This window comes from Microbacterium ginsengisoli (assembly GCF_000956535.1).
Lineage (GTDB): Bacteria > Actinomycetota > Actinomycetes > Actinomycetales > Microbacteriaceae > Microbacterium > Microbacterium ginsengisoli.
Genome location: NZ_JYIY01000075.1, coordinates 138,040 through 150,908 on the forward strand (window position 1 = coordinate 138,040; position 12,869 = coordinate 150,908).

A 12,869-nucleotide genomic window follows, 5' to 3' on the forward strand; every position below is an offset into this window, starting at 1 on the left:
ACCCATTGTGCGCTCCGCGGATATTCACGGCGCTATCCGGATATGCCGCCGTGAGGCACCGGCCTACATTGACCCCAATGCGCAGCCCGCCAGGGCGTCGGCTGCGACCGAACCGGCTCGCCCCAGCGAAGGAGAGAGGCCATGAGCGCACCCGTCCTCGACGTCGTCGCCGCGTCGGACGCCGATGCGATCCGCCTGCAGCAGCGCCTCAGCGATCCGGGCACCGTCGCGACGCTGAACCACCTGCTCGACAATGCCGAGATGGTCGCGGGTCTGCTCGACGTCGTCGCCGGGTTCTTCGCCCACTCCGACAACATCATCGACAACGTGGCCGGCAGCTACCACGAGGCCGTCGCGATGGTCACCGCGAGCCCTGCCGGCAAGCGCGTCGTCGACGCGCTGCCGAAGTTCGTGAAGCTCGCCGACCAGACCCTGCCGCTCGTCGAGCACATCGCCGACGTCGACCTCGTCGAACGGCTGAACCGCTCCGGACTGCTCGATCCCGCCCTGCTCGATCTCACCTGGCGGGTCGCCGAGGGTGTGCACCGGGCACAGCGGCAGGCGACCGAGGAGGCCGACCAGAAGCCGGCGGGACTCATGAAGATCGCCGGGATGGCGAACGACCCCGATGTGCGCCGCGGACTCGTGTTCGCGCTGCGCATCGTGAAGGAACTCGGCCGGTCGCTGCGCGCAGAGGGCGCCGCAGATGATGCCCAGGAAGAGGGGAAGACCGCGTGACCAGTGTGCTGTGGCTCCAAGGCGGAGCCTGTTCGGGGAACACCATGTCGTTCCTCAATGCCGACGAGCCCAGCGTCGTCGACCTCATCGTCGACTTCGGGCTCGAGGTGCTGTGGCATCCCTCGCTCGGCGTCGAGGCGGGCGCGGCGGCGAAGAAGATCTTCACCGACTGCGTCGACGGCACCCGCCCCCTCGACATCTTCGTCTTCGAGGGAAGCGTCATCGAGGGCCCCGACGGCACCGGCCGCTTCGACCTGTTCGCCGACCGTCCGATGAAGGACTGGGTCACCGAGCTCGCGGCCGCGGCATCCATCGTCGTCGCCATCGGCGACTGCGCGGCGTTCGGAGGTCTCCCGGCCGTCGCCCCGAACCCGAGCGGATCGACCGGCCTGCAGTTCCACCGCAAGGCCCGCGGCGGCTACCTCGGCGCCGACTGGGTGTCGAAGTCGGGCCTGCCGGTCGTGAACATCCCCGGCTGCCCCGCGCACCCCGACTGGATCACGCAGATCATCGTCGCCCTCGCCACCGGCCGCGCCGGCGACATCGCCCTCGACGACCTCGGTCGCCCGCAGACCTTCTTCACCCAGTTCGTGCACAACGGCTGCACGCGCAACACGTTCTTCGAGTTCAAGCAGTCCACCCTGGCCTTCGGCGAAGGCACCCGAACGGGCTGTCTGTTCTACGAGTTCGGATGCCGCGGCCCGATGACCCACGCTCCCTGCAACCGCATCCTGTGGAACCGGCAGTCCTCCAAGACCCGCGCCGGCATGCCCTGCCTCGGTTGCACCGAGCCCGAGTTCCCCCACGCGGACCTCGCGCCCGGCACCGTGTTCGCGACCCAGCTCATCGCCGGGGCGATCCCGAAGGACCTCCCGCCCGGGGAGGACCACGTCACCTACCTCGCGATGGCTGCGGCGGCACGCATCTCTGCCCCGAAGTGGTCGAAGGAAGACATGTTCGTCGTCTGACGGGCAGGAAGAGGCATCCGGATCATGAGTTCGACCATCGATCTCCACGTCAGCCCCCTCGGCCGCGTCGAGGGTGACCTGGACGTGCGCGTCACGATCGAGGACGGCGTCGTCACCGACGCCTGGACGCAGTGTCAGATGTTCCGCGGGTTCGAGACGATCCTGCGAGGCAAGGACATGCGCGCCGGCCTCATCATGACGCCGCGCATCTGCGGCATCTGCGGCGGCAGCCACCTCTACAAGGCGTGCTACGCGCTCGACACCGCGTTCCAGACCTTCGTGCCGCACAACGCGACGCTCGTGCGCAACATCGCCCAGGCGGTGGAGACGCTGCAGTCGATCCCGCGCTACTTCTACGCGATCTTCGCGATCGACCTCGTCAACGAGAAGTACAAGAGCTCGCCGCTGTACGAGGAGGCCGTGCGCCGGTTCGCGCCGTACGTCGGCACGAGCTACCAGCCGGGCGTCGTGCTCAGCCAGAAGCCGGTCGAGATCTACGCGATCTTCGGCGGGCAGTGGCCGCACTCGTCGTTCATGGTGCCGGGCGGCATCATGGGCGCCCCGACGCTGAGCGACGTGACGCGCTCGGTCGCGATCCTGAAGAACTGGAAGGACAACTGGCTCGAGAAGCAGTGGCTCGGGTCGTCGGTCGAGCGCTGGCTCGAGAACCGCACCTGGGAGGATGTGCTGGCCTGGGTCGACGAGAACGATGCGCAGCGCAACTCCGACTGCGGCTTCTTCATCCGGTTCGCGCTCGACATCGGCCTCGACACCTACGGGCAGGGCTGGGGCAACTACATCGCCTCGGGCACCTACTTCGACCCGGCGTCCTACGACCGTCCGACGATCGAGGGCCGCAACGCGGGACTCATCGTGCGCTCCGGCGTCTACGCGGGCGGCCAGCACTTCGAGTACGACCAGGCACGGGTGTCCGAGGATGTCGCGCACTCGTTCTACCGCGGATCCGACAACGTGCACCCGTTCGACGGCGATCAGAACGCGATCGACCCGTTCATCGGTGCGAAGGAGGACAAGTACTCGTTCGCCAAGTCGCCCCGCTACGACGTGCCCGGCATCGGACGCCTGCCGCTGGAGGCGGGGCCTCTCGCCCGGCAGATCGTCGCCGGCAAGCCCGCGACATCCGACTTCCAGGACTACGACCCGCTGTTCACCGACGTGCTGGCCAAGAAGGGCCCGTCGGTGCTGGTGCGTCAGCTCGCCCGCATGCACGAGGCGCCGAAGTACTACGAGAAGGTGCTGCAGTGGCTCGGCGAGATCGACCTGCACGGGTCGTTCTACCAGACCCCGGTCGACCCGGTGTCGGCCCGCGGCTACGGCGGCACGGAGGCCGCGCGCGGCGCGCTGCAGGACTGGATCGTCATCGAGGACGGCAAGATCGCGAACTACAACGTGATCACCCCGAGCGCGTGGAACCTCGGCCCCCGCGACAAGGACGCCAACGTCGGCCCGGTCGAGAAGGCCCTCATCGGCACGCCGATCCACAACCCCGAGGATCCGATCGAGCTCGGGCACGTCACCCGCAGCTTCGACGCCTGCATCGTGTGCACCGTGCACGCGTACGACGGCAAGACCGGTCGCGAGCTGTCGTCGTTCGTGATCAACAGCATGGTGTGATGTGACCGGCGCAGGACCGGCTCCGTACGAGCTGCTCGATGAGGTGGCGGGGCCGCGGCTCGACCTCCTGGTGATCGGCTGCGGCAACGTGCTGCGCGGCGACGACGCCGCCGGACCCGTGGTGGTGCGGCGGCTGTGGGAGGCGGGCGCCCTCCCCGAGAGCGTGCGGCTCGCCGACGGCGGCACGAGCGGGATGGATGTCGCCTTCCAGATGCAGCGCGCCGACCGGGTGCTGATCGTGGATGCCGCGAGCACGGGCGCCGAGCCCGGCACGCTGTACGCGGTGCCGGGCGACATGGTTGCGGGGCTTCCGGCGGCCGGCACGCTGGGCAGCCACGACTTCCGCTGGGACCACGCCATCGCGTTCGCGCGGTGGCTGCTGGGTCCGTACTTCCCCGCCGAGGTCGACGTGGTGCTGATCGAGGGCGCCTCGTTCGGCTACGGCGACGCGCTCAGCCCCGCGGTCGAGCGCGGTGTCGAGCGGGCCGTGGCGCTGGTCACCGAGAGGATCGCCGAGTATGCCTGACGTCGCCGTCGAGACCGTGACGGTCGAGTTCACCGCCGAGGGGCATCTGCGGTTGCCGGCGGCGTTCGCGCGCGCCCATTTCCCCGACGACAGACTGGCGGCGCTGCGCACCGACCCGGCGCACATCGTCATCATGCCGGTCGGGGTCGCCGCCCCGAACGGCATCATGATGAAGCAGCGCAACCTGCTCGGCGACCGCAGCGCGCTGCTGCGCGAGGCCCTCTCGGACGAGTTCCCCGTCGGCCCCGTCGACGCCGAGTGGTCGGCGAAGCGCCGCCGGCTCACCATTCCCGCGGGGGCGACGTCGTGACCGGCATCGCCCGTCCCCAGGCACTGGGCGCGTTCCCGTTCCCCGCGGGTCTTCTGCTGATCGCCGGGGGTGAGGAGACGGATGCCGCGCGCACCGCCCTCGTGCGCGGCATCCTGCCGGAGACGTGGCCGGCCCGCCTCGACGGTGTGCGTCTCGTGCACGAGGACCGCCTCGACGAGGCCGCCGCCTGGTTCGCGGACTCCGACGACCCGGTCGACCGCTACAACCTGTTCGTGCTCGACCCCGAGCGCGTGAGCCGGTCGGAGGCCGCGGCCGCCGTCGGCGACGACTGGCGCCCGCTCGTCGATCACGTCGCCTACACGGTGGGGCTGACGAGCGTGCCGCCGACGTCCGAGGGGCTCCACGGCGAGCTGGCCGCGCTCGTCGGCACCGCGGAGGCCGCCGCCGCCCTCGCCGACGGCGACGAGCCCGTGGCTCTTGCCCACCTGCGGCTCGCCGCCGACGCCGCCCGCGACGTCGCCCCGGCGCTCGCCGGCGTGGTGCTGAGCGAGCTCGCCGGCCGCGGCCACGACCTCGCCGACGCCGAGGAGGCGGTCGCGCTGCTGCGCGGCACCGACCTGCCGGCGGCGGCCGCGGAGGCCTTCTTCCACCGTGCCGGGCTCGTGCACGGCCTCGCGATCGAGGGGCGCCGTTCGCTCGGCGACGCGATCGCGGGCTACACGGAGGCGCTGCGCCGCATCGACGAGGTCGGGCAGCGGTCGCTGTTCGCGCGCATCCATCTGAACCTCGGCACCGCCTACCTCGCGGCCCCGATCGTCTCGGACGCCGATCACCTGCGGGTCGGCATCGCCCTGCAGTCGCTGCGCACCGCGGTGCGGCTGCTCGACGAGGAGCGCGACGCCGAGGAATGGGCGAGCGCCCGTCTGAATCTCGCGAACGCGCTCGTCTACGCTCCGTCCGCGAAGCAGCGCGACCACCTCATGGAGGCCGTCGACCTGTACGAGGTGGTGCTGCGCACCCGCTCGCCGAAGAAGGACGCCCTCGGGCGCGCGCGGGTGCTGTCGAACCAGGGCAACGCGCTCGCGCACCTGGGTCTGCTCGGCGATGCGCGCGAGCGCTTCGATGAGGCCGAGTTCCTGTTCGCGTCGAAGGGCGATGAGAGCTCCGCCGCGATCGTGCGCGATCTGCGCGGCAGCCTGATCGCCGTGGGCGCCGACGACTGAGAAGAGGATGCCCCGCATGACCACCATCGCCCCCACCCCCGCCGACGAGACCGTCGACCTCGACGCCGCCGCCACGCGGCTCGACCGGGCCGTCGCGGCCCTGGCCGAGCTGTCTCCGGAGAGTCGCGCGGTCGCGGACGAGTTCGCGCTCGCCGCCGACGCGCTCGCGAAGGACGCGCTGACCACGATCGTGCGCACTCTCCGCGCCGACCCGCGCGGCAAGGAGCTGCTGTTCGAGCTCGTCGACGACCCGGCCGTGCGCATGCTGCTCGGCATGCACGGCATCATCCGCATGCCCGACCCGGCCGGGATCGCCGCTCCTGTCGAGCGGCGACCCGCGTTCGTGAGCCTCGAGGCGATGCTGCGCGGCCCCCGGGCCGTGCCGATCGGCGCCTGCGGAGTCGGCGCGCACGCCTGCGGACCCGAGGGCTGCGGCTGCGGCGCGCACTGAGGTCGACGTGCTCTCCCCGACATCCCCCTCGCTCGAACGCCACGCACTCACCGTGCGCGGCGTGGTGCAGGGTGTCGGCTTCCGGCCGCACGTCGCCCGGGTGGCGGCCGCCTACGGGGTGACCGGCTGGTGCGGCAACGACGACGAGAGCGTCTTCATCGAGGCGCAGGCCACGCGGGGCGCTCTCGGCGCGTTCATCGCCGCGGTGCGGGCCGATGCGCCGGCTCTCGCCGTGGTCGACGACGTCGAGGTTCGCGCGGTCGCGACCATCCCCGACGAGAGCGGCTTCCGCATCGTGCCCTCGCGGCGGGCCGAGGGGGCGCGCACCCTGATCCCCGCCGACGCGGGGCTGTGCGACGACTGCCGCCGCGAGCTGCACGACCCGACCGACCGCCGCTACCGGTACCCGTTCATCACCTGCACGAACTGCGGTCCGCGGCTCAGCATCATCCGCGACCTGCCCTACGACCGCCCGCTGACGACCATGTCGGTGTTCCCGATGTGCGACGCGTGCCGTGCCGAGTACGACGACCCGCTCGACCGGCGCTTCCACGCCCAGCCGATCAGCTGCTGGGAGTGCGGCCCCACGCTCCGCTACGACGAGGACGCCGAACCGGATGCCGCGGCCACCGGGCTCGACGCGATCGACGCCGCCCGTGAGCTGGTGCGCTCCGGGGGCATCCTCGCGGTGAAGGGGCTCGGCGGGTACACCCTCATGTGCGACGCGCGCGACGAGCACGCCGTGTCGCGCCTGCGGGAGCGCAAGCACCGCCCCGACAAGCCGTTCGCGGTGATGGCGGGATCGGTCGCGCTCGCCGCCCAGCTCATCGACCTCGACCCGCGCGCGGGACGGGAGCTGGCGGGACCGGCGCGCCCCATCGTGATCGCCGGGCAGGCCGCGGCATCCGATCTGGCACCGTCGGTGGCCCCCGGGCTCGATCGGGTGGGCGTGATGCTCGCGAGCGCCGCGGTGCACGAGCTGCTGCTCGGCGACGGCGACGTGTGGGTGGCGACGAGCGGCAACGTGTCCGGCGATCCGCTGTTCTTCGACGACGACGAGGCGCGGGCAGGGCTCGCGGGCATCGCCGACGCGTTCGTGTCGAACGACCGGCGGATCCACGTGCCCGTCGAGGACTCCGTGGTGCTCGCCGACCCCGACCGCGACGAGCTCGTGCCGCTGCGGCGCAGCCGCGGCTACGCGCCCCTGCCGGTGCGGCTCGCCTCGGGCGCCGGCGCGGTGCTCGCCGTCGGCGGTGAGCTGAAGAGCACGTTCGCCCTCACCCGTGACGGCATGGCGTTCCTCTCGCCCCACATCGGTGACATGGGGTCGCTGGCCTGCCAGCGCGCGTTCGAGCGTAGCGTCGCCCAGCTCGCGGCCCTGCACCGCCGCGAGCCCGACCTGCTCGTCGCCGACCGGCACCCCGACTACGCGACCACCCGGTGGGCCGAGCGGCACGCCGAGGCCCGCGGCATCCCCCTGCTGCAGGTGCAGCACCACCACGCGCATGCGCTGAGCCTCGTCGCCGAGCACCAGGCCGGCGGTGAGCCCGTCGTCGTCGCGACCTTCGACGGCACCGGGTTCGGCGACGACGGCACGAGCTGGGGCGGCGAGTTCCTCGCGCTCGACGCCCGGCCGCTGCGGTGGGAGCGCGCCGCACACCTGCGCCCGTTCCGGCTGCCCGGCGGCGACAGCGCGACCCGCAACCCGTGGAAGACCGCCGTCGCCGTGCTCGCCGACTGGGGCATCGACGACACCGGCCTGCCCTGCCTCGACGCCGCCCCACCCGCCGAGCTCGCCGTCGTGCGCTCGCAGCTCGCAGCGGGCATCGCGTGCCCGACGACCTCCAGCGTCGGTCGCCTGTTCGACGCCGTCGCGTCACTGCTCGGTGTGCGCCACCGGGTGACGTACGAGGCGCAGGCCGCGATGGAGCTGGAGGCCGCGGCATCCGCCTGCCGCCACGGCGGCCACGGCGCCGCACCCGACGTCACGCCCGAGACGCTCGTGCGCGAGCTCGCCGACCGGCTGCGCGCCGGCGACGCCGTCGCGTGCCTCGCGCGGCGGTTCCACGACGGCATCGCCATGTGGACCGCCCAGACCCTCGCGCACGTCGCCGCCGCCCGCGGCGCGCGTCTGGTGGGGCTCTCGGGCGGCACCTGGCAGAACCTCGCCCTGCGCACGGCGGTGCGTGCCACGCTCACCGCACTGCAGGTGCCGGTGCTCGTGCACGAGCGCGTGCCGGCCGGCGACGGAGGTCTCAGTCTGGGGCAGGCCTGGGCCGGCACCCTGCTGCTGGAGAGAGGGGAGGACGCACATGTGTCTCGCGATTCCGGGTCGCATCCTGCGACGGTGGGATGAGGGCGGCGCGCTGCTCGCGGAGGTCGACTTCGCGGGCGAGCTGCGCCGGGTGAAGCTGAACTTCCTGCCCGACCTCGAGGTCGGCGACCACGTCATCGTGCACGCCGGCTTCGCGCTCACCAGAGTGCCCGAGGAGCAGGTCGCGCAGGTCATGTCCGCGATGCGCGATGCGGGCCTGCTCGACGAGTTCCCGGCGGTGGCGTCGTGAGTGACGGGCGGGTCGCGGCGGTGCACCTCGCTCGCAGTCGCGCGATCGACGGCGCCCTGTATGTCGTGACGGATGCCGCGGCTCCCGCGCCGTTCGTCGTGGTGCCGACGGCGGGCGCCGAGGCGGTGCTGCGCGCCCGGGTGCGGGCCGGGGACAGCGTCGTGGCCGTGGCGGACTTCCCGGGGCGCGACCGCATCCTGCGCCGTGCGTCGGCGTGGGGCGCGAACGCGATCTGGGTGGGGGAGTCGTCCCGCCCCGACGACGGGCTCGCGACGGTGTGCGTGCCGGGCGACCCGCGGGAACTCCTCGCCGACTGGGCCGAGTCGGCGCCGCGCCTGGCGGCCGACCCGCTCGCGATCGCCCCGGCGATCGTGGAGTGCACCGACGAGGTGTGCATCACCTGCAGCGACGAGGGCCGCCTCGGCGAGGTGGTCGCCGCCCCCGAGGGGCTGTTCGAGCCGGCGCGGGTGCGCACGGCCGATGGCCTTGAAGACGTCGACGTGACGATCGTCGGGCAGGTGCTGCCCGGCGACCTCCTCGTCATCCACGCGGGCACCGCGATCGCCCTGGTCGCCGAGCCCGCATCCCTTCCCCCGATCGGAGACCCCCGATGACCGACCAGGCTGCGCCCCCGCGCTCCAAGAACCGGCTCAACGACAGCGAGGACGACGTCCTCGCCCGCATCGAGGCGTTCCGCCGTCGACGGCCCCGTCTCATCGACGAGTTCGTGACCCTCGCCCACGGCGCCGGCGGCAAGGCGTCCGCGGCGCTCGTCGACGCGGTGTTCTTCGAGGCGTTCGGCTCGCCGACACCGTCCGATCCGGGCGATGCGGCCGTGCTCGAGGTGCCCGCCGGGCGTCTCGCGTTCACGACCGACTCGTACGTCGTCAACCCGATCCGCTTCCCGGGCGGCTCGATCGGCGACCTCGCCGTCAACGGCACCGTCAACGACCTCGCGGTCACCGGCGCCGTGCCGCGGTGGATCACAGCCGCGTTCGTGATCGAGGAGGGCCTGTCGATCGATGTGCTGCGGGAGGTCGCCGCCGACATGCGGCGCGCCGCCGACGCGGCGGGCGTCGCGATCGTCGCGGGCGACACGAAGGTGGTGCCGCGGGGAGCCGCCGACAAGGTCTTCATCACCACCGCGGGGGTCGGTGTCATCCCCGAGGGCCGTGAGCTGGGCGCGCGCCTCGTCGAGCCCGGCGACGCGATCCTCGTGTCCGGACCCATCGGCTCCCACGGCATGGCGGTCATGCTCGCCCGCGGCACCCTGGCGATCGATGCGCCGGTCGTGAGCGACTCACGAGCGGTGTCCGCTCTGGTCGAGGCGATGATGGATGCCGCGCCCGGCACCAGGTGGATGCGCGACGCCACCCGTGGCGGCCTCGGCACGGTGCTCAACGAGCTCGTGCAGGCGGCCGGTCTCGGCGTGATCGTCGACGACGACGCGGTGCCGGTGGAACCCGCCGCGCGCGGCGCGTGCGACATGCTCGGCATCGACCCGCTCTACGTCGCGAACGAGGGCATGTTCGCCGCGATCGTGCCGGTGGCGCAGGCGGATGCCGCGCTCGCCGCCCTGCGGTCGCTGCCCGGCGGCGCGCAGGCCGCCCGCATCGGCGAGGTCGTCGCCTCGCCGTCCGACATCGTCGCCGTGCGCAATGCGTTCGGCGGCACCCGCATCGTCGACATGCTCGTCGGCGATCCGCTCCCGCGGATCTGCTGACCGGCCGCACGGAAAGAAGGAATCCCCCATGTGTCTGGGCATCCCCGGCGAGATCGTCGCCATCGTCGACGACGCCGACGACCTCGCGTCCGTCGAGGTGAGCGGCGTGCGCCGCACCATCTCGACCCGCCTCCTCGCCGATGAGGGGGTGAGGGTGGGGGACTGGGTGCTGGTGCACGTGGGGTTCGCGATGAGCAAGATCGACGAGCGCGAGGCCGACCTCACCCTCGATCAGATCCGGAAGCTCGGTCGCACCTACGACGAGGAGCTCGAGGCCTTCATGGAGACGGAGATCGTCTGATGCGTTTCGTCGATGAGTTTCGCGACCCGGCGGCTGCCCGGTCGCTGCTGACGGTCATCGAGGGCCAGGCCGAGCGCCTCGGTCGCCCGCTGTCGTTCATGGAGGTGTGCGGCGGTCACACGCACACCATCTACCGGCACGGCCTCGAGCACCTGCTGCCGGAGTCGATCCAGCTCGTGCACGGTCCCGGCTGCCCGGTGTGCGTCATCCCGATGGGTCGCGTCGACGACGCGGTCTGGCTCGCGCACCGTCCCGGCGTGATCTTCACGACCTTCGGCGACATGATGCGGGTGCCGGGCACCGAGGGGAGCCTGCTGCAGGCGCAGGCCTCGGGCGCGGACGTGCGGTTCGTCTACTCGCCGCTCGACGCGCTGAAGATCGCGATCGACAACCCCGACAAGGAGGTCGTGTTCTTCGCCGTGGGCTTCGAGACGACGGCCCCCTCCACCGCGGTGACGATCGCGCGGGCCGCGGCCCTTGACGTGCGGAACTTCTCGATCTTCTGCAACCACGTGCTCATCGAGCCGCCGCTGCGCGCCATCCTCGACTCGGCCGACCTCGAGCTCGACGGCTTCATCGGCCCCGGGCACGTCTCGACCGTCGTCGGCACCGAGATCTTCCGGTTCATCCCCGAGGATTACGGCCTGCCGATCGTGGTGACCGGCTTCGAGCCGCTCGACATCCTGCAGTCGATCGAGATGCTGCTGGCCCAGTACGAGAGTGGGCGCTGCGAGGTCGAGAACCAGTACGCCCGCGTCGTGCGGCCCGAGGGCAATCCCGCCGCCCTCGCCCTCATGCGACAGGTGTTCGCGGTGCGCGAGACCTTCGAGTGGCGCGGGCTCGGCTACATCCCGCGCTCGGGCTACGGCATCCACCCCGACTACGCCCGCTTCGACGCGGAGCAGAAGTTCGCGATGCCGGGCGTGCGGGTCGCCGACCCGCCGGCCTGCGAGTGCGGCAGCGTGCTGCGCGGTGTCATCAAGCCCTGGCAGTGCAAGGTGTTCGGCACGGCCTGCACCCCGGAGACGCCGATCGGCACCTGCATGGTCTCGCCCGAGGGTGCGTGCGCCGCGTACTACAACTTCGGGCGCCTGCACCGCGAGGCCGCGCAGGCGGTGGCGCGGGCGTGACCGCCGCCGGCGAGCGGCTGTTCGCGCGCTACGCGCATCAGCCGAACGAACGCGGGTACTGCGGCCCCGAGGGTGCCGACGGCCTCGCCGCGGTCGCGCGGGGGGAGGCGGCATCCGTCTCGGTGCCCGACGTCGCCCGGCGCTTCTCGGGCGCCTGGCCCTACCTCACTGTGGTGGGCGGTCTGCTGGGCGTCGACCCGCTCGACGAGCGGGCGGTGCGGGCCTACTGGACGGGCTCGGCCGAGGGCGACGCGCTCGACGCCGACGAGGTGTGGCGACGGCTGGTCGCGATCATCGGGCCGCAGGCGGGCTCGTACTGGACACACCTCGACGACCGGCTCGCCGCCGAGGCGGCACCGCACCACGCGTTCCACGTGTTCGGCGTCTACCCGTGGACGCGCCTGCTCGACACCGGCCTCCCCGAGCCCGTGCAGGTGCTCGCCGACTGCAGCGTGGTGCCGGCGCGTGTGCGCGAGGTCGTCGACGACGGATGCCTCGTCGACGCCCCGGTGCTGCGCTACGCCGACGGCCGGCTCTCGTGGGGCGAGGCCGCCCCACGCCGGGTGTCGGTGCCGTACGGCGACCTGCTTGCGGGAGGAGATGCGGTCACGGTGCACTGGGACGCCGTGTGCGAGCGCATCGACGACGCGGATGCCGCGGCCCTCGCCGCGCGCCTCGCGTCGCAGCTCGAGCGGGTCAACGCCCGTCTCGCCGGCGCGCTGCCCCGGTGACGGCACTCCGCCGCGCTGCTGCGCTGACGGCGCCGCGCCGACGCGCCGCCGCCCTCAGTGGCCGGAGATGGCGTCCGCGATGCGGGCGACGACCGAGGTGCGCGCCGTGCCCGTCGCCGCCTCGACGCGGTCGGCCGCGCGGTAGGCGGCGTAGAGCCCGCGGACGGCCAGCCACCGCAGCGGCTCGACCTCCCAGCGGTGGGCGCGGTGGTTCACCCACGGCAGGCGGGTGAGTGCGGCGTCGCGACCGAGCACCAGGTCGGCGAGGGTGCGGCCGGCGAGGTTCGTGGCGGTCACCCCGGTGCCGACGTACCCGCCCGCCCAGCCGAGGCCGGTAGCGCGGTCGAACCCGACGGTCGCCGCCCAGTCGCGCGGCACCCCGAGCACGCCCGACCACGCGTGCGCGATCGGCGCGCGCACGGCCGCGGGGAAGAAGGTGCGCAGCAGTGCCGTGAGCTGGCGCACGGTGCCCGGCGCGGTGGAGCCGTCGGCATCGACCCGCGAGCCGTAGCGGTACGGCACCCCGCGGCCGCCGAACGCGATGCGATCGTCGGCGGTGCGCTGCGCGTACATGTAGACGTGCGCCATGTCGCCGAGGGTCGCCCGCC

General features: G+C 72.6%; 15 protein-coding genes. 14 read left to right on the top strand and 1 reads right to left on the bottom strand.

Going from position 1 to position 12,869, the window contains the following annotated elements; all coding sequences use genetic code 11:
• Positions 1-141: 141 nt before the first annotated feature.
• Genes RR49_RS09530 through RR49_RS09595 form a run of 14 tightly spaced genes read left to right on the top strand, consistent with a single transcriptional unit; the run spans position 142 to position 12,261 of the window.
• Positions 142-738, top strand: coding sequence for a DUF1641 domain-containing protein (locus RR49_RS09530; protein ID WP_045247831.1), 597 nt, complete (start codon positions 142-144; stop codon positions 736-738).
• Between the two features lie 5 nt (positions 739-743).
• Entirely contained in the window at positions 744-1,706 is a 963-nt protein-coding gene (locus RR49_RS09535) for an NADH-quinone oxidoreductase subunit B family protein (protein ID WP_268768775.1), read from the top strand.
• Between the two features lie 24 nt (positions 1,707-1,730).
• The gene (locus tag RR49_RS09540; protein ID WP_045247833.1) at positions 1,731-3,341 is read left to right on the top strand and encodes a nickel-dependent hydrogenase large subunit; all 1,611 of its coding nucleotides are present in this window, start codon (positions 1,731-1,733) and stop codon (positions 3,339-3,341) included.
• Position 3,342: 1 nt separating this feature from the next.
• Positions 3,343-3,867, top strand: coding sequence for a hydrogenase maturation protease (locus tag RR49_RS15980; protein WP_048809025.1), 525 nt, complete (start codon positions 3,343-3,345; stop codon positions 3,865-3,867).
• A complete protein-coding gene (locus RR49_RS15985; RefSeq protein ID WP_048809026.1) occupies positions 3,860-4,177 on the top strand; it encodes a hypothetical protein in 318 nt (105 codons plus the stop codon). Before RR49_RS15980 ends, RR49_RS15985 begins: the two co-directional genes overlap by 8 nt.
• Complete coding sequence (locus RR49_RS09555) at positions 4,174-5,361, top strand: hypothetical protein (protein ID WP_045247868.1); 1,188 nt, start codon at positions 4,174-4,176, stop codon at positions 5,359-5,361. The genes RR49_RS15985 and RR49_RS09555 overlap by 4 nt, the downstream gene beginning before the upstream one ends.
• 16 nt (positions 5,362-5,377) lie before the next feature.
• The gene (locus tag RR49_RS09560; RefSeq protein WP_045247834.1) at positions 5,378-5,812 is read left to right on the top strand and encodes a NifU-related iron-sulfur-binding protein; all 435 of its coding nucleotides are present in this window, start codon (positions 5,378-5,380) and stop codon (positions 5,810-5,812) included.
• A 7-nt stretch (positions 5,813-5,819) separates the two neighbouring features.
• Entirely contained in the window at positions 5,820-8,168 is a 2,349-nt protein-coding gene (gene hypF, locus RR49_RS09565) for a carbamoyltransferase HypF (RefSeq protein ID WP_048809027.1), read from the top strand.
• Positions 8,125-8,376, top strand: coding sequence for a HypC/HybG/HupF family hydrogenase formation chaperone (locus RR49_RS09570; protein ID WP_045247835.1), 252 nt, complete (start codon positions 8,125-8,127; stop codon positions 8,374-8,376). The genes hypF and RR49_RS09570 overlap by 44 nt, the downstream gene beginning before the upstream one ends.
• Entirely contained in the window at positions 8,373-8,990 is a 618-nt protein-coding gene (locus RR49_RS09575; protein ID WP_048809028.1) for a hypothetical protein, read from the top strand. Before RR49_RS09570 ends, RR49_RS09575 begins: the two co-directional genes overlap by 4 nt.
• On the top strand, positions 8,987-10,099 hold the full coding sequence (gene hypE / locus RR49_RS09580) for a hydrogenase expression/formation protein HypE (protein WP_048809029.1): 1,113 nt from the start codon (positions 8,987-8,989) through the stop codon (positions 10,097-10,099). The genes RR49_RS09575 and hypE overlap by 4 nt, the downstream gene beginning before the upstream one ends.
• 28 nt (positions 10,100-10,127) lie before the next feature.
• Entirely contained in the window at positions 10,128-10,400 is a 273-nt protein-coding gene (locus RR49_RS09585; RefSeq protein ID WP_045247836.1) for a HypC/HybG/HupF family hydrogenase formation chaperone, read from the top strand.
• Positions 10,400-11,530, top strand: a complete 1,131-nt coding sequence (hypD, locus tag RR49_RS09590) for a hydrogenase formation protein HypD (RefSeq protein ID WP_045247837.1) — start codon at positions 10,400-10,402, stop codon at positions 11,528-11,530. Before RR49_RS09585 ends, hypD begins: the two co-directional genes overlap by 1 nt.
• The gene (locus tag RR49_RS09595) at positions 11,527-12,261 is read left to right on the top strand and encodes a DUF6390 family protein (RefSeq protein WP_045247838.1); all 735 of its coding nucleotides are present in this window, start codon (positions 11,527-11,529) and stop codon (positions 12,259-12,261) included. Before hypD ends, RR49_RS09595 begins: the two co-directional genes overlap by 4 nt.
• 54 nt (positions 12,262-12,315) lie before the next feature.
• Here RR49_RS09595 and RR49_RS09600 read toward each other — a convergent pair.
• A partial coding sequence (locus RR49_RS09600) for an FAD-dependent oxidoreductase (RefSeq protein WP_045247872.1) occupies positions 12,316-12,869 on the bottom strand: 554 nt, incomplete at its 5' end.